The organism is Pseudomonas sp. AC242 (assembly GCF_979258655.1).
Window position 1 is genome coordinate 850,356 of record NZ_OZ409873.1, and the last position, 18,036, is coordinate 868,391.

Consider the following 18,036-nt stretch of genomic DNA (forward strand, 5'->3'; position numbering starts at 1 on the left):
GTACGGGCTCTCCTTTTATCGGTGTGAGCGGCGCGGGATCAGGCCAGCGCCGCTCGATACGCCCTGTACAGCTTAGTCGATGACTTTGGCCGACTTGATGAAAACAGGGTCGGCAGGTACATCTTTCATGCCGCTTTTGGTGGTGGTTGGCGAGTTGACGATGATGTCGACAACGTCCATGCCTTTGACCACTTTGCCGAATACTGCGTAGCCGTCGCCTTGGTCGAGGAAGTCGTTGTCCTTGACGTTGATGAAGAACTGGCTGGTCGCCGAGTCAGGTACAGAGGTGCGGGCCATGGACAGTGTGCCACGGACATTATGCAGGCCGTTTTTGGATTCGTTCTTGATAGGGGCCTTGGTTTCTTTTTGCTGCATCTGTTGAGTGAAGCCGCCGCCCTGGACCATAAAGCCCGGGATCACACGGTGGAAAATGGTGTTGTTGTAGAAGCCGCTGTTGACGTAATCGAGAAAGTTTTTGGTACTGATCGGCGCCTTGACCGGGTCCAGTTCGATTTCGATCTGGCCGTTGGTGGTGTCCAGCAGCACGTGCGGTGCTTTGGCCGGCGTGGCAGCCATCAGGTTGGCGGCAAACAGCACAGTACCAGCGGCGAGGGCGAGTTTTTTCAACATGGGTCAGTGATCCTGAGATTGAGTATCGGCTGCGGCGAGGAACTCCAGCAGCGTTTGGTTGAAGCGTTCGGGTTGATCCAGCGGGGTGGCGTGGCGCGAATCGGCGATCACCACCAGCCGCGCATTCGGCAGCAGTTTTACATAGGTTTCTTTCAGCGAGACAGGCGTGTAGTCACGGTCGGCGCTGATGACGAGCGTTGGACAGAACACTCGGGAAAGTCGTTCCTGAACGCCCCAGCCAACAATCGCATCGAAGCTGGCGAGATAAGCACGTTTGTCGTTTTTTGCCCAGCGTTCGGCCATTTTCTGCCGCAGATCGGCTTGTTCCGGTTTCGGAAAAAGTTTGCCGCCAAGGGCTTTGCCGATGCTGGAGAGGCTCAGCAGTCGCATCAGACTCCAGCGTTTGAACCATTGCCAATAATCGTCGCGGCTGCGGATTTTGACTTCGGGTGCGCTGTTGACGATGGTCAGGCTTTTCAGCATTTGCGGCTGATCGACGCCGAACTGGAAGCCGATCATGCCGCCCATCGACAGCCCGACGTAGTGCACCGGGCCGAGGTTCAAGTGCTCGATCAGCGCCAGCATATCGGCACTGAAACCGGCGATGCTGTAGCGCTCGCGCGGTTTGTCCGAGCGCCCGTGGCCGCGAATATCCGGGACGATCACCCGGTAATGCGCGGCCAGTGCCGGGATCTGCATTTCCCAGTCCAGTGTGCTCGAACCGAGCCCGTGAACCAGCAGCAACGGCGTACCGTGGCCATATTCCTCGTAGTGCAGGTTGCAACCTTCGTGCTCGAAATACGCCATCGGTGAACTCCGTGTCAGGCTTGTTCAGGGGCGGCGAACGGTGCGTCCAGCGGCAAAGTGTCGAAGGTACGCAGCAGTTCGATGAGGATTTGCGTGGCCGGGCCCAAGGGTTTGTCCTTGTTCGAATACAGATAGAAGCTGGAGTTGCGGTTGCCGCCCCTGTCCAACGGTAGCAGCTTGAGCGAGCCATCTTTCAGTTCGCGCTCGATCATGTGCCGTGGCAGCCAGGCAAAACCGAGGCCGCTGCTGACGAACGTGGCAGCCGTGGCAAGGCTGCCAACGGTCCAGCGCTGTTCGGCGCCGAGCCAGCCGACGTCCCGTGGTTGCTGGCGGCCGGAGTCGCGAATCACCACTTGCATCTGGGTCTCCAGATCCTGAAAGCTCAGTTCGCGATTGAGTCGATGCAGCGGGTGATCTGGATGGGCGACGGCGACGAACTCGACGTCGCTCAATTCCGCACCGAGGTAACCGGGAATGCTCAGGCCAGTGATGGCCAGGTCGGCTACACCTTCGAGCAGCACTTCCTCGACACCCGACAATACTTCTTCACGCAGACGTACGCGGCAGCCGCGACTCTGCGGCATGAACGCGGTCAGTGCGCGAACGATGCGTGCGCTCGGGTAGGCCGCATCGACCACCAGCCGCACCTCGGCTTCCCAACCCTGTTCCATGTGATGGGCGAGGTCTTCCAGTTGGCTGGCCTGTTTCACCAATTGTCGCGAACGACGCAGCAACACGCCGCCGGCCTCGGTGAGCACGGCTTTACGCCCATCGATGCGCAGCAACGGCACGCCGAGCTGGTCCTGCATACGGGCGACGGTGTAACTCACCGACGATTGCGAACGGTGCAAGGCCTCGGCAGCCTGGGCGAATCCGCCGTGGTCGACCACGGCCTGCAATGTTCGCCATTGATCCAGGGTCACGCGGGGCGCTTTCATCAATAGCTCCTCTTGTCCTAAGCTGGCCGTCCCTCATGGAGACTGCCGAATGAAAAAATTCTGTTGTGTGCTGCTGGCGTTGCTTCCGCTGACTGCTTTTGCGTATCCGATCGATGTGCAGAAAGATCTCAATGGCCTGAAGATCGATTACGAAACCTTCGACACCGATAACGACATCGGCTCGATTCGGGTGGCCAACTACGGTGATGTCGATGCATCCTGCAAAGCGGTGTTCAGCAATGGTCCGGAAGCACCGCGCACCCGCACAATCGAGGTACCGGCCGGCAAACATAAAAACGCCACGGCCAAGTTCACCCGCGAGATCATCAAGCTGCGCATCAAACTGACCTGCAGCCCGAAATAACACCGATCCCTGTAGGAGTGAGCCTGCTCGCGATAGCGGTGTTTCAGTTAACACAGATGTAGCTGACACACCGCTATCGCGAGCAGGCTCACTCCTACAGGAGTATGGTTCAGCATCTAAACGAATTATTCGATACTTTGCAGCAAATATTTGCGCTTTTTCATCGATTCGACTCTGTTTAACCTTCACTCCATCGACCTACAACATTCTCGGATGGAGGCTACACACCATGTCCCGCGTTCTGATCATTGAAAGCAGCGCCCGCCAACAAGATTCGGTTTCCCGTCAACTGACCCAGACTTTCATCAGTCAGTGGAAGGTGGCGCATCCTAACGATCAGATCACCGTACGTGACCTCGCCGCGAACCCGGTGCCACACCTGGACAGCAACCTGCTGGGCGGCTGGATGAAGCCGGCCGAGCAGCGCAACGACAGCGAACAAGCCTCGCTGAACCGCTCCAACGAATTGACCGATGAATTGCTCGCCGCCGACGTGCTGGTCATGGCCGCGCCGATGTACAACTTCGCCATCCCGAGCACCCTCAAGGCCTGGCTCGACCACGTGCTGCGTGCCGGCGTGACCTTCAAGTACACCGAAACCGGCCCGCAAGGCTTGCTCAGCGGCAAACGTGCCTACGTACTCACCGCTCGCGGCGGCATCTACGCCGGCGGCCCGGCGGATCATCAGGAACCGTACCTGCGTCAGGTCATGGGTTTCATCGGCATCAACGACGTGACATTCATTCACGCCGAAGGCATGAATCTCGGTGGCGACTTCCAGGAGAAAGGCCTGAATCAGGCCAACGCCAAGCTGTCCCAGGTCGCTTGATAGGTTAATCGCCAGATAATCCCCGATTGTTTAAGTGACCTGGCGCAACCCCTTCAAGGCTCTACGCGCATCGAACCTCCCTTTGCACTTGTTGCTCCTGAGTGCTGTAGCCCGATTGAACGCATTAGCGAGATCGGGCTTTTTTTTGCCCGTAACTCACCGATCCCCTGTAGGAGCTGCCGCAGGCTGCGGCAGCTCCTACAGGGGGATTTTTGTTGGTTGCGGGGTGGAAAAACCGCTATCGTCGCCGCCATTCGATTTCGAGGCGAGCATGGGCTATCTACTTTTTGTCACGCTGATCCAGGCGTTTTCCTTCAGTCTGATCGGCGAATACCTGGCCGGTCATGTCGACAGCTATTTCGCGGTGCTGGTGCGTGTGGTGCTGGCCGGGCTGGTGTTCATTCCACTGACCCGCTGGCGTTCGGTGGAACCTTCATTCATGCGCGGCATGCTGCTGATCGGCGCCTTGCAGTTCGGCGTGACCTACGTCTGCTTGTACCTGAGCTTCCGGGTGCTGACGGTGCCCGAAGTGTTGCTGTTCACCATCCTCACGCCGCTGCACGTGACGCTGATCGAAGATGCGCTGAACCGCCGCTTCAACCCATGGGCGCTGATTGCGGCGCTGGTGGCGGTGAGCGGGGCGGCGGTGATTCGCTTCGACAGCATCAGTCCGGACTTCTTCATGGGCTTCCTGCTCCTGCAACTGGCCAACTTCACCTACGCCGCGGGCCAGGTGATGTACAAGCATCTGGTGGCCAAGCACCCGAGCGACCTGCCGCATTACCGGCGTTTCGGCTTCTTCTACCTCGGCGCGCTGGCGGTGGTGTTGCCCGCATTCCTGATGTTCGGCAAAGCGAATTTCCTGCCGGAAGCACCGTTGCAGTGGGGCGTGTTGCTGTTCCTCGGCCTGGTCTCGACCGCGCTGGGCATGTATTGGTGGAACAAGGGCGCGTGCATGGTCAACGGCGGCACGCTGGCGGTGATGAACAATTTGCATGTACCGGTGGGGTTGCTGCTGAATCTGCTGATCTGGAATCAGCATGAGGAACTTGGAAGATTGTTCCTCGGTGGCAGCGTCATCCTTGCCGCCGTATGGATCAGCCGACTGGGCATCCGCAAATCCCCAGCCACTGCATAACCCCTGTAGGAGTGGTGGGGTTACATGAGGTGTTTCTGCGGTTCAGGAATGCTGGCTGCGCCGAGCACCGCCGGCAGCAATCCAGAGCGCAAATCCCCACCACTCGGCTGCTGATACAGACTCAGCCCGAACTCCGGCAATACCGCCAGCAGATAATCAAAAATATCCCCCTGAATCCGCTCGTAATCGGCCCACGCCGTGGTGCGGGTGAAGCAGTAGATCTCCAGCGGAATGCCCTGCGCAGTGGTCTGCATCTGCCGCACCATGCAGGTCATGTTTGGCTGAATCTCCGGATGACTCTTCAGATACGCCAGCGCATAGGCGCGGAAAGTGCCGATATTGGTCATGCGTCGACGGTTGGCCGACATCGCCGCGACATTGCCCTGGGCCTCGTTCCACGCTTTTAATTCGGCTTTCTTGCGGCTCATGTAATCGGTGAGCAGATGCACCTGGGAGAGCTTTTCCTCCTCGTCATCACGGATGAAACGTACGCCGCTGGCGTCGATGAACAGGCTGCGCTTGATCCGTCGCCCACCCGATTGCTGCATGCCGCGCCAGTTCTTGAATGACTCGGACATCAGCCGCCAAGTCGGGATCGAGACGATGGTCTTGTCGAAATTCTGCACCTTGACCGTGTGCAGGGTGATGTCGACCACATCGCCGTCAGCGCCGACCTGTGGCATCTCGATCCAGTCGCCGACACGCAGCATGTCGTTGCTGGTCAACTGCACGCTGGCAACGAACGACAGCAGCGTGTCCTTGTAGACCAACAGAATCACCGCCGACATTGCACCCAGACCAGACAGTAGCAACAGCGGTGAGCGGTCGATCAGTGTGGCGACGATGATGATCGCGCCGAACACATACAAGACCATCTTCGCCAGTTGCACGTAGCCTTTGATCGAGCGCGTCCGGGCGTGTTCGGTACGTGCATAGATGTCGAGCGACGCATTGAGAAGGGCGCTGACCGAGAGCAGCAGGAAAAGAATGGTGAACGACAACGCCACATTGCCAAGAAAGATCATGGCGGTTTTGCTTAATTCCGGCACCAGATGCAGGCCGAACTGGATGACCAACGACGGCGTCATCTGCGCCAGGCGCTGAAACACCTTGTTATGGCGAAAGTCATTGATCCAGTGCAGCGCCGGCTGGCGGCCGAGCATGCGGCTGGCGTGCAGGATCAGGTAGCGCGCAACTCGTCCGAGCACTAGCGCGATGACCAACAGCAACATCAGCGCCAGGCCGGATTGCAGAAACGGATGCTGTTCCAGGGTGCCCCAGAGGTCTTGGGCTGTAAGCCAGAGCTGTTTGAAATCCATGGGAGAACGATTCTTCTGTGAGACGCGATGAGTAATTAGAGCATTTAAAACGCGCGGTATTGCCGTTGATGATAAATCAGGCAACAAAAAATGCGCCTGCATTGGTGTGTGGGGGGCTCGGCATAGCACTGTCCGGGCGCGCCGTACAAGGTTTGAATGATCGCTGTTCGCATAGATGAATTTGTGAATTTACGTCTTTTTTTAGATTGATTAATGACGTCAGAAAGTTGTCGGTTGGCGCGAAACCTGTAAAGCGCCTGGGAACTCGAAGCGTATCTATCCAGAACGTTAATTTTGGCAAGTCACAATAAATAAGTTTTGCACTGATAGAGGTCAGCAAAATGGACGTCGCACCATCCTGACTAATCGTTAGTTATGGGTTTTTAGCGCTTATTAGTAGTTTTAAGTTGATGATTTTGAAGTGCTTTAAATAATGTAACATTTAGTTACACTTCTACGGATTTACTTATCGTTCAGCGCAAATGTAGTCTGCAAAAACTTTCTACCTTGCAGACGGAACTTGCATGGAAAACAACTCTGGAGCTTTCTTCGGAAAGCACACTCTTGGCGAGCTTTATAATGTCGCTCCGAAAAAACTAAACGATCTAAGTTTTCTGACTGAGCTCTTGTGCGCTGCGGCGACTAAAGCGGGCGCAACAGTCTGTGGAACTGTGTCCAAACAGTTTGATCCGCAAGGCGTTACAGTTCTGGTTTTACTGGAAGAGTCTCATGCTTCCTTTCATACCTACCCGGAACTCGGCGCGCTATTTCTCGATATTTTCACTTGTGGGACGCAGTGCGATCCGGATAAGGCTTTCGAGTTTATCTGTGCTGCACTCGAATGTGATGAGCATCAAATAAAGACTGTGAGGCGTGGCTGTCAGTAAGTAAAGCTCAATGTAAGTCATCAATGGATGAGGATGTTACAGCATGAGGAGGGTAGTGAGGATGAGCGAAGTTTCTGAACCTATGTTGCTGCAAGAGCCTATATCGGATGGGGTCAGCAGAACGTGGCAGATATACAGAACGCATTTCCAGGGGCGCACGAGATTTCAGGATATCCTTATTGCGGATACCGCCCACGGTAGAACCCTGTTCTGTAATAACGAGCGGCAAAGCTCCGAGTTAAGCCAATTGGCTTATCATGAAGGGCAAGTAATGCCAGCGCTTCTCAGTATGCCAAATTTACCGCAGTCGGCGTTGGTTATTGGCTCGTCCGAGGGGGTGGCGGTAAAAATTCTTCAGGAAGCAGGGGTGAGTCAAATCACTCATGTAGATATCGACGAAGAGTGCATGCGAGCCTGCGGTGAACACCTTCCGTATGGGTACACCGAAGAAGAAATAAAAAGGTATGTCAGTGCCAATGATGACAGCGCCATAAAAATAATTATCGGTGATGGCAAGGAGTACATAACGAACTTGCTCGGCAAGGGAAAAACCTACGACCTCATCGTGATGGATATACCCGATGAAGGGCCGGAAACAGAAGGGCTTTATAATGAGTCTTTTTGGGCCGATGTAAAATCCTTGCTGAGTCCGGATGGCGCATTCATTACCCAGGCAGGTAACTCTTGCTTATGGCGGTGCAAGACCCTGAAAGAGTCTTACGAGCGGATGCAGAAGGTATTTCACCACGTCACCTACTTCGAAGTTGATGAACAGGATTGGGTCTGGCTGGTTGGCCATGCGGGGAAAGTAGAACTGTCTACTGAACAAATGCAGCGAAAACTCAGTAGCAGCAAATACGATCCACAGTACATCGACGCGGTATCGCTATCGAGATCGGTGATCGCCCCCAAAGTAATGCGCATGGATTATTGAAAATGGAATTTCAAAGTATTCAAAAGAGTGAATTGATCGAACAGGAAGTCACTCAATCACCTGTGAGTGTTTACACCGAGTGGGATCCGCTGGAAGAGGTCATCGTAGGTATTATTGATGACTTCAGGATTCCAGAGTGGGACACGAACCTGAAGGCAGTGATACCGCAAAGAACCCAGCAGTTTTTTATTGATAACTCTGGCAAGCGCTTTGACAAAGAACACGTGACGCGCGCTCGAAAAGAGGTTGATGGGCTGGCATCACTGCTCGAAGGATTGGGTATTACGGTCAAAAGGCCTAACGAACACGATCATTTCAGACCCATTGTCACGCCATTCTTCTCTACGAATGGAGGGTATTACAGCGCCATGCCTAGAGATGGCATGTTTGCGTTGGGCAACAAGATTATCGAAACACCCATGGCCTGGCGCAGTCGCTACTTTGAGACTTTTCCATTCAGGGATATTCTGAACGATTACTTTAAACGCGGTGCGCACATTACATCCGCGCCGAAGCCAATGCTCAGGGATACGATGTGGAAACAGGGGCACTCCTTTCCCGAGGAGTACTTTGATCAAGTGATCGAAGAGCATGAGCCTCTCTTTGACGCTGCCGATTTTCTTCGGATTGGTGCAGACATCGTCGGGCAACGCAGCCATGTCACTAACATGTTGGGGGTGCAGTGGCTGCAAAGAGAGCTTGGAGAAAACTATAAAATACATATTTATGAGTTTGATGACGCCTCACCCATGCACATCGACACCACAATCATGCCGCTGTCTCCCGGTCGAGTGCTGGTCAATAAGGCATGGGTAAGCAAACTGCCGGAGTTTTTCAAGGATTGGGAAATTTTGGTCCCGCCTCCCAGTACGATTCCAGACTCGCACCCGCTATATATGACCAGCAAATGGATTCACACCAACGTGCTCTCGCTGGATGACCGCACCGTTATTGTCGAACGGCAGGAAGCCGATTTTATTGCCGCCTTCAGACGTTGGGGATACGAGGTGATTCCTTGTGACTTCCGAAACTTTCAGTCATTCGGTGGCTCGTTCCATTGTGCAACACTGGATGTGAGAAGGTCAGGCAAATATCAACGGTACACTTGAATAGCGAAGGATCGCTTATGAATACTCAATGGGAAATGCTAGAACAGGGAATTGCTCAGTTCAAAGGAGGTAAAGTCTCCAGGCTGATGGCATGCGGTATTGCAATTATGCATATCTCCGCCGGTATCGTGGCTGCGGCATTAAGTTATTTTGTCTTTACCTATAGCCTGATGCTGGGCATGGTCTTGTATTTCCCGTTGATATTCTTCATTGGTACTCGATGGCGGGCAATAAATAACATGTCGCACGAGTGTTTTCATTTGTATTTCACTCGGGAAAGAAAATGGAACGAACGGATTGGAGTCATTCTCGGGATTATCGAGTTTGGCTCTTACTGTGACTTCAGAGAGGAGCATGCCAGCCATCACAGATATTTGGGAGACTACCAAGCGGACGGGGATTTCCGTGGCTTTGAAAAGTTTGGGTTCTCTCAGGCGGTTACGCCCGTCGCGGTATGGAAGCAATTGTTGTTTGCCATGTCGTTGCGACACTTGCGTGAATATATATTTGTGAAGATCTATGTGAAGCGAGATCCATTGTGGGCGAAAATTGTCCGGGGCAGCTATATCGTACTTCTCATTATCTTCGCAACCTTTTCCCCGCTGGTATTTTTTGCCTATTTTCTTGTGCCATTTGCCACTGCATACCAAGTTATAAAATACCTGACAGATTATCTTGATCATGGTGGCCTCCTTGATAATGTGGATGCCCTCTATAAATCCAGGAATTGCTATATCAAGAACCCGGTTATGCGATCTATAGCATTTCCACGACATGACTGTTTTCACCTGGTACATCACTTGTTTCCTGCTATTCCGAATAAAAGAATGCAGGAAGCTCATAACTGGTTGGTAGAAATGTGGCCAGAGTATGGACAGATGGAACATGGTTTTTATCATAAACTTGTCAAGCTGGGCGGGCATGCGACATGAAAGATGTCTTGATGGCCATGAACACTGAAGTTAAGACGCCTTATTATTTATGTGATTCGTCATTGCTCGAGCGCAATGTATCCATTATGAACATGATTGAGCAACGTGCAGGATGTACGGTGCTGTTTTCGATGAAGTCGTTCAATGCTGTCGGTATCCTCAATGAGTTTTTTGATGGGCGTGTGTCTGGTTACTCAACAGGTTCGTCTTTCGAATTCAGAAGTGTCACTGAAGGCGGGTTGAGAAAACCAGCGGTGCTGAGTATTTATAAGCCCGCATTTACCCAGGCGGAAATTCTGGAATATTCCGCGAAAGCTGATTTTCTGGTTTTTAATTCTGCAGAGCAACTTAAGCTTTTCCAGAGCTTGCAAGGGAGTCACGACATAAAGCTACATGCCAGAATCGGCGTGCGGGTTAATCCGGAAATATCCGTCGTGGAAAAGGATTTATATAATCCTTGCAGACCCAACTCTCACTTGGGAATCAAGCTTACCGAACTCGATGCTTTGGACACTGCCTACAGCGGGATCCTAATCCATAATATGTGCCAGTCAAGAGATGCACAGGAGTTCTGTACTAATCTGGACCTCATCGAGCAAAAACTCGACGTGGTCATACGAGGCGGGAATTTGACGTGGATAAACTTTGGTGGAGGAAGTTTATTCACCTCGCCGGGTTACGATCTGGATCGGATCATTTACCGACTAAAGACGTTTCGCGATAAGTATAATCTGGACATTTACTTGGAACCGAGCGAAGCATGGGTGCTGGACGCCGGGTACCTGGTAGCAGGGGTGCTGGATATTAACGGAAGGGAAAATAAAAACGCGATATTGGATATTTCCGTACCTGCGCACATTCCAGATGTGCTCGAGATCCCATATAGCCCGCGCGTCATCAATGGAAAAGTGGCTGCAGTGAGTCAGTTTTCATACACGTTATGTGGCTTGTCCTGCATGTCGGGTGATGTAGTGGGTACCTATGAGTTTGATGCCGAGCTCCATGTCGGCTCCAAAGTCGTGTTTGAAGACATGCTCCCTTATTCTATGGTTAAAAGCAGTTTTTTCAATGGTGTAGCCAAGCCGGATATTTACCTGTGGTCTTCGGATAACAAGATAAAAAATATCAAGGCTTATGCATTTGAGGATTACGTTAATGCATAGACTACCGTCGATAGTAGAGAATTATGAACTTTGTCATTCCAGCGAGAGCGTGATTGTCGATGGCGATTATGCAGCGTTGTCTGAACGCGACGGTGCACTGGGTCATCAGTCGGCATTGTTGGTCTGGAAAGAAGGGTTCTTGAACGAAGGGTTGAAGCGTCACTTCGCGCGCGCCGATTGGCCTATTGAGCTAGTCAAAGCGTTCGCACCTTCTGAATGGCGTTGGGTGATGAAGTATCCGGAGGAGGGCGATCTGGTCGCAGAATCAATGTCGATTCTGGAAAAAGCGGCAGGACTTAACGGCCGACCTGACGGGAATATTCATCTTACGCTGGAGTTGAGGAGCTACGATGTCCGCGACTCAGAGGTGGGAGGTCTGAGTTGGTGGCAAAGTCGTGCGCATTCTGTTCGCGGTAAAACTGAACTTGGCGACCTGTTCGTCAACAGGCTCCTTGACGTTTTGGCGGAGGTAGAACGTTCTGGAGCAAGCTTCTTCGTTGAGCAACTGTCGATCATCATCTCTAAAGACGAAATGGCGTCACAAGGAACACTAACGCCATTCCTCCATTCGGATATGTATTACGGTGTTCGCGAAACAGCCATTACTTCACTTCTCGAGACTGGCTGGGAAGGGCATGGCGGGGCGTTGTTCATGCCTGACGTGAAAATGGCTCATTTTGGCGAAGACGATGAATCGATAGGCCTGCAGGAAACGTTTGAACTTGCCTTTGAACACGCTCTGTGGAAGACATATTCGGGCGATATCCTGATCTACGATGGACAGATCAAGGACGGTGAGGCTTGCGGTAGCAGAGGCATTCCGCATATCTCCCCGGATCAACCTGGACGCTCATCCAGGCTGTGTGTACTGATGCATCATAAATCTTGCACGGTAGAGGATTAGTAACTTGAGCATGGATGCTGGATTGATGACATACGATTGTCAGAAGTTTACGAATGCGATCGAACAGATTGAAGAACTGGCGAAGAGCGTTTCGAAACCGGATACCGATTCCCGGGTCATACAACTTGATGCGTTGCGTTTTTGGTCAGCCAACGCGCAGGCGATGGAGAAGTTCCAGCATTTTTCTAAAGAAGATATCAATCAGTTCAAACTTGAACGATTGAAGCGCCTGGTTGATTTCGCTTATGAAAAAGTACCGTTCTATCGGCAGCTCTACACGAGCGTAGGGTATGAACCCGGGGCGATTGCTAGCCTTGAGGATTTTTCCAAGTTGCCGATCGTGACAAAAAGGCAGTTGCGGGAATTTGAGATGGTCGAACGAGTCTCCTCGCCAGATAAAATAATCAGTACACCCTCCACAAGGACTTCCGGCTCCAGCGGCACACCGTTTATCAGCTTTCACGATCAACCGGATATCTTGCGGGACTACTCAGAGGTGTTGCGGTTTTATAACAGCTGTCTGAAACGTCCGCTGGAGTCAGGTGACTGGATCTATTTGATCCACCACGCCGGGTTGTGGGTTTCTTCCTTTGACGGAACGTATCGAACATTTCAATTGCCCGATCTCTTCCCGGCCACACCGCTGGGTCAACACCTCGAGTTTCTCCGGCCACGCGTAATATCGACGTTACCGAGTTACCTGCCACTCATCAAAGAAATGGGCCTGCGGCTGAGCGACTATGGCGTAGAGGCAATAGTGACAAACTCTGAATACAGCCCGCAATCCGAGCGTGATTTTTACGCTAGGGAGTTGGGTGTCGCCGTGTTTGATGAGTACAGTTCCGAGGAGTTTGGTTTAATCGCCACTCAATGCAGTCACGGTATGTATCACGTGGTTGAGGACGGTGTGCATGTCGAAATTATTGATAAAGATGCCAGCGAGTTGGGGACGGTCATCTGTACAGATCTGAACAACTGGTTCATGCCCTTGATTCGATTTGAACACGGTGATCTCGCTCGCGAAGTTTCTGCTCATGAAGCTTGCAGTTGTGGGCGTCATGGGGCGCGGATTTCTGAAGTCAACGGCAGAAGTGATGACGCGTTTCTGACTGCGGATAATCGCGTAGTGCCCAGTGCATCGATTCTCGCAGCTGTCGATGATGTCCTGGTGGAACACGATCTTAATCTGAATGAGTTTCGCGTTATTCAAACCAGCGCTACCGACGTTTTATTGCAGACGATTTACAGCGGCCCGACATACTGCGAAATGCCGAAGTTGCTTGGTCATTTCAACGAAAGACTGATCGCTCTGTTTGGTTACTCTGTAAATCTGCATCATCAGGAAGTCGCAGCATTGGCCGATGTGAAATCATATAAAAGAAAGTGCCTGGTAAGAGACTGGAGTAAATCTAATCATGTCCCTGGTTAAACTAGAAGATTTATCTTTGGGTTACGGCGCAGAACCGGTATTTGAAGGCGTGGCGCTGTCTCTTGCCGAGGGTGACCGATTAGGCCTGGTGGGTAGCAACGGTTCCGGCAAGTCGTCCCTGCTCAAATGTATCTCCGGTAGTTCAGATGATTACAGCGGATCACTGACCAGACAAAAAGGTCTGAAATCCTTCTATGTCCATCAAGGTTTGATTGAGCTCGCTCAAGGTAATGTGACATGCGACGTTTTTCTGCGTGGTTATCTCACGGATGCCGTGGATGACTGGAAAATTGACTACACTTTTGAGTCATTGAAATTTCCGAAGAAGTATCGGGAGTTGCAAATCCGTGAGTTAAGCGGTGGCTGGAACAAAATGTTGATGTTTGCAGCTGCTCTGATATCCGAGCCTGATCTGTTGATCCTTGATGAGCCGACCAATCACCTGGATATGTACAGGACAGATATTCTCGTTGATGTTTTGCAAACCGTTGGCTGGGTCAATACGTTGTTGGTTGCCAGCCATGATCGTTTTTTTCTCGACGCTGTGACTCAGCAAACACTTTTCCTTGATCGGATAGGGGTATACAGATTTCCCTACTCGTATTCTCGTGCAAAAGGCTTTATGTATGAGAAGGAACGCGAACTCGAGAACTCCCTGCAGGACCGAAAGTCAGAAATTGAAAGATTGACTCAAAGTGCGAAATTACAACGTCAGTTGGGTGTCAATAATTTTTCTGACAAGGCCTCTCAGAAAGCCAAGCAGATCGAAAAAAAGATAAGAGTGCTAAAGACGACGTTACCCGATCGACAGACCGTTGATACTGTGCAAATCAAATTGGAAACCGAGTCGATCGAGGCGAAGTATCTGATCAAACTCTATGATTTCAAGGTGAATAATCCTTCGGGAGAGTTGTTGTTCACGGTTCCAGAGTTGGAAATAAAACGAGGTGACAGGATTGTTATCACCGGCGCCAATGGGTCTGGCAAGTCATCTTTTCTTCGTGTTATCGCGGGATTGTCGAGCGACGCGCTGGAACTGACTCCTAGCGCTCGAGTGGGGTACTTCGAGCAGAGCTCATCCAGGCTATCAGTTGATAAATCCATACTCGATTTTGTTTTAGAAAACGCTGAGCCCGATTCAACTCGGGCTGTTGCACTGCTGGCTTCGGCGGGTTTCACCTATCTTGATACAAAAAAAAGCATGCTGCGAACCAGCTTCGGCGAGAGGGCGCGACTGTCTCTGTTGGCGCTACGGCAGACCAAACCAAATTTTTTGCTGTTGGACGAACCCACGAACCACCTTGATATCAAGTCCCAGGAAATGTTGGAGGATGAAATCAGGCGCATGAACTCTGCGGCATTAATTGTTTCTCACGATCGACGTTTTGTTGAGAATGTCGGGAACAGATTTTTTTCAATAAAAGGTGGTGTTCTGGTGGAGGGGGCCTTTCATGGAGAGGAATCTTTTTGAGGATAAGATCAGACTGGATTTAAAGAAGTTAAGATCAGATGTGGACGCGTTGAAGTTGCGCGAGGATATCTCTGCTCTCATGCGTCAGTCGACTCTGAAAAGCATCTGCTATATCGCTTTGGAATATTTCATCATTGCGTTTTCGGTTTGCCTGGTGTTGAATTTCAGTTATTGGTTTATTCCGTTAAGCGTCATTCTTATGGGCGCGCGGCAGCGTGCACTCGTCGTATTGGTGCACGAAGGTTCACACCGTAATCTTTCCGCTAGTGCTTTACTGAATGACGTCATGACCAAGTTGTTTTGTGCATTGCCGATGATCATATCGCTTGATTCATATAGAAGTATTCACGGGCAGCACCATCGATATCTCGGTGATCCGGAAAAAGACAGTGACTATCTGCATGATCCCCAGTTGGTTGAAAAGGGCTGGATAAAGCTTTACTGCTCTGAGCTATTAAGCCTGGAGTCGTGGTTGGGTAATGCTTTTGGTTTGCCGGTGCAACTGAAGTTGGCATTGAATTGTTTGCTATGGTGGAGTGCAGTCCTTGGATTGATATTTTATTTTTCTGGTCTGGAGGCCGTTGCTGTTTTCGTCGGGCTCTGGATTATTTCCAGAGCAACCGTTTATCACGCGATCATCAGCTTTGTGATCATATCGGATCATGTTGGTCTTGTTCCCGGTGGAATCATGAGCTTCGCCAGAAACCATCCTTCCACGGGGTTCCTGAGGAAAATGGTTCATCCGCATTTCAATGGTTTGCATTTGACTCACCATTTATTGCCGACGGTGCCGTATCACAACCTCAAGAAAGTTCATGAGGTACTATTGGTAGTGCCGGATTATAACAAGGCAGAACACTGCTATACTTATTTTACCGGGACGCATAGCGTAATTGAGTCTTGGTGCAGGAAGATATCCAAGGGAGCGGAATCTTGATTACACCATGTATAGATAACGAATACGAAAAACTCGAAGCGGTTTTGTTGTCTCAGCCTTTGCTCAGTCACGCCTGTCCTGAGTTTCCGACCGAGAAGTCCTTGGGCCAGTACGCCAGGTTAGTCAGTGAGTTGGAAAAGCGGGATATTCACTGCCTATATGTAAAGTCTGAGCTTGATTTGCCCTATCAATGTTATACCCGAGATAGCAGCATTTTTACGCCGTTCGGCGTCTATGTAAATAACATGGGTTTTTGTGAGCGAGAGAAAGAGACGCAGTTGATCAAAGAGTTTGCATCTGATCATGGATGGCCTCTAGCACATGAGGCTCAACAAGGGACGTTGGAGGGCGGAGACGTCATCGTTGTACGAAACGGTCTGGTTGTCATCGGGACGAACCAATTGAGGACATCCCATTCAGGTGCGACTGAAATTCAGGATTTATTCATAGACAACGGCTGGAAGGCATTAATAGTCAATTACGACGTCACACTGAGGCATCTTGACGTCGCCGTGGGCGTTATTGATAAGCATACGATTGTCTATGCTGCTGGAAAGATTGATGAAGAGGAAATAGACCGATTAAGGACGGAAGGGATTGACTGCATTCCAGTGGACGTAACCGAAACGCCGTTTGCCTGTAATTTTGTCAATCTCGGCGACGGTGTGCTATTGACAACTGTACTTTGCCCCGCAACCAGGGCAGTGTTCCAGAAGCTCGGCTGTATGTTGGTCGAAGTAGATCTGTCTGAATTTATAATGGACGATGGTGGCCCTCATTGTTTAATACAGTGCATTGCCAGAAAGACGCTAAAGGACTATTGATGATTCGCTTGAGTAATATATTAGGTGTTTACCGACTGGCGCTGCCTCTGGCTGTTTCGAATTTGATCGTATTTGCCTCGGGAGCGATCGATTATTTTTTTATTGGGCGACTGGGGGAGCAAGAACTTGCGGCCGCTTCCCTGGCGTTTAACCTGTATTTTTTTATAAAAATTCTCGGGGATGGAATTATTCTTGCGATCATCCCGATGCTAGGGAAGTTGGTTGAGGCCGGCGCGTATAAAGAGGCCACGCAGGTTGTCCTGAACAGTGTAATCGCGTTGGCGGTTGTGTCATTGCTGGCGAGTCCCTTTTTGATAGGTGGCGAATGGTTGCTCAATGTTCTCGAGCAGCCGCGTGAACTGACCAGTCTTATGTTTCCGCTTTTTCTCTCTCTCACGATCAGTTTGCTGCCGTCTTTTGTATTTACCATTCTGGTTACTTATCTTTCTGTGCTGCATGCACCATGGGAGGTTTTCAAGCAATCGCTGCTGTATTTGTTGGCGAAGTTGCTTGTTGGCTACTGTCTGTTCACGGTGTTCGACGTGGGGCTTCCGAGTGTCGGGATTTCGACATTGCTCTGCAGCTTCATGGCGATTTTGGTGGCGGGTGATCATCTGTATCGAAAGCGGCGAATCGTGTTCTCTGCGAATAGATTCAAATTCAGTCGGCACTTGGTATCGCAGGTTCTTGCTATTGGCACACCGATCGGGCTGCTCGAACTCTCGACTATTGCCTCGACCATGGTTGCTGCGTTTTTCATGTCACCCTTCGGCGAGTCGGCGATTGCGGCCAATGCCTTGGCTGTGCTCTCTATAGAAATCGTCATCGTTTTGATGTTCGGCTTCAGTGACGCTTCTGCGATATTGGTTTCAAAGTCCATTTCGTTGTCGGAATCACGGCGCAACATCATTTCTGTCCTGTTTGCTGGTTTGTTGTTTTCGATCGTATTGCTGTTGGTTATGTTTGCTTTCAAAGGGGATATTCCCATTTTGTTTTTACCCGATTCCTCTGGGTCAGCTGATACCTTGCAGCTCACCGAAGACTTCATCGAGATTGCATTGTTCTTGTTTGTCTTTGATTCGGTAGCCATTATTTTGCGCGGAGTTATGCAGGGCTATGGTGAAACCGGAAAACAGCTTTTTATCAGCCTCTTGGGTAACTGGCCGATAGGTCTCGGTTTGGGACTTGCGCTGGCTTATGCGGGAGGTTTTGACGCCAAAGGGATATGGTATGGCATGGCAGCCGGCCATTTATTCACGTTTGCAGGCATGGTTTTGCTGGTGATTTTTCGTGATAAGGAACAGCGACTTGACTCAAAAGCTCGCTCTCTGACTTCCTGAGGTGTGCTGACAGATAGAAGATGTGTCGATGGCTCGGAAGGCGTTTTCAGGACGCAGTTGAGTCCACCCGATGGCGTTATT

General features: G+C 51.1%; 18 protein-coding genes. 14 read left to right on the top strand and 4 right to left on the bottom strand.

Annotated elements, in window-relative coordinates:
* Positions 1-72 precede the first annotated feature (72 nt).
* Genes ACZZ0A_RS03885 through ACZZ0A_RS03895 form a run of 3 tightly spaced genes read right to left on the bottom strand, consistent with a single transcriptional unit; the run spans position 73 to position 2,375 of the window.
* Entirely contained in the window at positions 73-630 is a 558-nt protein-coding gene (locus tag ACZZ0A_RS03885) for a peptidylprolyl isomerase A (protein ID WP_007914440.1), read from the bottom strand.
* A gap of 3 nt (positions 631-633) precedes the next feature.
* Positions 634-1,437, bottom strand: coding sequence for an alpha/beta fold hydrolase (locus ACZZ0A_RS03890; protein WP_463542540.1), 804 nt, complete (start codon positions 1,435-1,437; stop codon positions 634-636).
* Between the two features lie 14 nt (positions 1,438-1,451).
* The gene (locus tag ACZZ0A_RS03895) at positions 1,452-2,375 is read right to left on the bottom strand and encodes a LysR family transcriptional regulator (protein ID WP_007914443.1); all 924 of its coding nucleotides are present in this window, start codon (positions 2,373-2,375) and stop codon (positions 1,452-1,454) included.
* 49 nt (positions 2,376-2,424) lie between these two features.
* Here ACZZ0A_RS03895 and ACZZ0A_RS03900 point away from each other — a divergent pair, with 49 nt between their 5' ends.
* The 3 genes from ACZZ0A_RS03900 (at position 2,425) to ACZZ0A_RS03910 (ending at position 4,706) form a co-directional block, all read left to right on the top strand.
* Positions 2,425-2,739 (top strand): 3-phosphoglycerate kinase, encoded by a 315-nt coding sequence (locus ACZZ0A_RS03900; RefSeq protein WP_463542541.1) that lies wholly within the window; start codon positions 2,425-2,427, stop codon positions 2,737-2,739.
* Between the two features lie 229 nt (positions 2,740-2,968).
* The gene (locus tag ACZZ0A_RS03905) at positions 2,969-3,568 is read left to right on the top strand and encodes an FMN-dependent NADH-azoreductase (RefSeq protein WP_463542542.1); all 600 of its coding nucleotides are present in this window, start codon (positions 2,969-2,971) and stop codon (positions 3,566-3,568) included.
* Positions 3,569-3,839: 271 nt separating this feature from the next.
* Positions 3,840-4,706 (top strand): carboxylate/amino acid/amine transporter, encoded by an 867-nt coding sequence (locus ACZZ0A_RS03910; RefSeq protein ID WP_007914446.1) that lies wholly within the window; start codon positions 3,840-3,842, stop codon positions 4,704-4,706.
* Between the two features lie 20 nt (positions 4,707-4,726).
* On the opposite strand, the gene ACZZ0A_RS03915 is transcribed toward ACZZ0A_RS03910, so the two are convergent.
* Complete coding sequence (locus ACZZ0A_RS03915; protein WP_007914447.1) at positions 4,727-6,025, bottom strand: mechanosensitive ion channel family protein; 1,299 nt, start codon at positions 6,023-6,025, stop codon at positions 4,727-4,729.
* Between the two features lie 524 nt (positions 6,026-6,549).
* Here ACZZ0A_RS03915 and speD point away from each other — a divergent pair.
* From speD to ACZZ0A_RS03970, 11 genes are all read left to right on the top strand, one after another.
* On the top strand, positions 6,550-6,912 hold the full coding sequence (gene speD, locus ACZZ0A_RS03920; protein ID WP_463542543.1) for an adenosylmethionine decarboxylase: 363 nt from the start codon (positions 6,550-6,552) through the stop codon (positions 6,910-6,912).
* Positions 6,913-6,973: 61 nt separating this feature from the next.
* Positions 6,974-7,846, top strand: coding sequence for a spermidine synthase (locus ACZZ0A_RS03925; RefSeq protein ID WP_007914449.1), 873 nt, complete (start codon positions 6,974-6,976; stop codon positions 7,844-7,846).
* 2 nt (positions 7,847-7,848) lie between these two features.
* Positions 7,849-8,955, top strand: a complete 1,107-nt coding sequence (locus ACZZ0A_RS03930; protein WP_007914450.1) for an amidinotransferase — start codon at positions 7,849-7,851, stop codon at positions 8,953-8,955.
* 17 nt (positions 8,956-8,972) lie between these two features.
* On the top strand, positions 8,973-9,887 hold the full coding sequence (locus ACZZ0A_RS03935; protein ID WP_463542544.1) for a fatty acid desaturase family protein: 915 nt from the start codon (positions 8,973-8,975) through the stop codon (positions 9,885-9,887).
* A complete protein-coding gene (locus ACZZ0A_RS03940; RefSeq protein ID WP_007914456.1) occupies positions 9,884-11,050 on the top strand; it encodes a type III PLP-dependent enzyme domain-containing protein in 1,167 nt (388 codons plus the stop codon). The genes ACZZ0A_RS03935 and ACZZ0A_RS03940 overlap by 4 nt, the downstream gene beginning before the upstream one ends.
* Positions 11,043-11,954 carry a hypothetical protein gene (locus ACZZ0A_RS03945; protein WP_007914458.1) on the top strand — a complete coding sequence of 304 codons (912 nt, stop codon included), beginning with the start codon at positions 11,043-11,045 and terminating at the stop codon, positions 11,952-11,954. Before ACZZ0A_RS03940 ends, ACZZ0A_RS03945 begins: the two co-directional genes overlap by 8 nt.
* A gap of 4 nt (positions 11,955-11,958) precedes the next feature.
* Positions 11,959-13,383: a phenylacetate--CoA ligase family protein gene (locus ACZZ0A_RS03950; protein ID WP_463542545.1), complete on the top strand. Its 1,425-nt coding sequence runs from the start codon at positions 11,959-11,961 to the stop codon at positions 13,381-13,383.
* A complete protein-coding gene (locus ACZZ0A_RS03955) occupies positions 13,370-14,854 on the top strand; it encodes an ABC-F family ATP-binding cassette domain-containing protein (protein ID WP_463542546.1) in 1,485 nt (494 codons plus the stop codon). The genes ACZZ0A_RS03950 and ACZZ0A_RS03955 overlap by 14 nt, the downstream gene beginning before the upstream one ends.
* Positions 14,835-15,791 (top strand): fatty acid desaturase family protein, encoded by a 957-nt coding sequence (locus ACZZ0A_RS03960; protein ID WP_463542547.1) that lies wholly within the window; start codon positions 14,835-14,837, stop codon positions 15,789-15,791. The genes ACZZ0A_RS03955 and ACZZ0A_RS03960 overlap by 20 nt, the downstream gene beginning before the upstream one ends.
* The gene (locus tag ACZZ0A_RS03965) at positions 15,788-16,615 is read left to right on the top strand and encodes a dimethylarginine dimethylaminohydrolase family protein (RefSeq protein ID WP_463542548.1); all 828 of its coding nucleotides are present in this window, start codon (positions 15,788-15,790) and stop codon (positions 16,613-16,615) included. The genes ACZZ0A_RS03960 and ACZZ0A_RS03965 overlap by 4 nt, the downstream gene beginning before the upstream one ends.
* Positions 16,615-17,955 carry an MATE family efflux transporter gene (locus tag ACZZ0A_RS03970; protein ID WP_095113743.1) on the top strand — a complete coding sequence of 447 codons (1,341 nt, stop codon included), beginning with the start codon at positions 16,615-16,617 and terminating at the stop codon, positions 17,953-17,955. Before ACZZ0A_RS03965 ends, ACZZ0A_RS03970 begins: the two co-directional genes overlap by 1 nt.
* Positions 17,956-18,036: the final 81 nt, after the last annotated feature.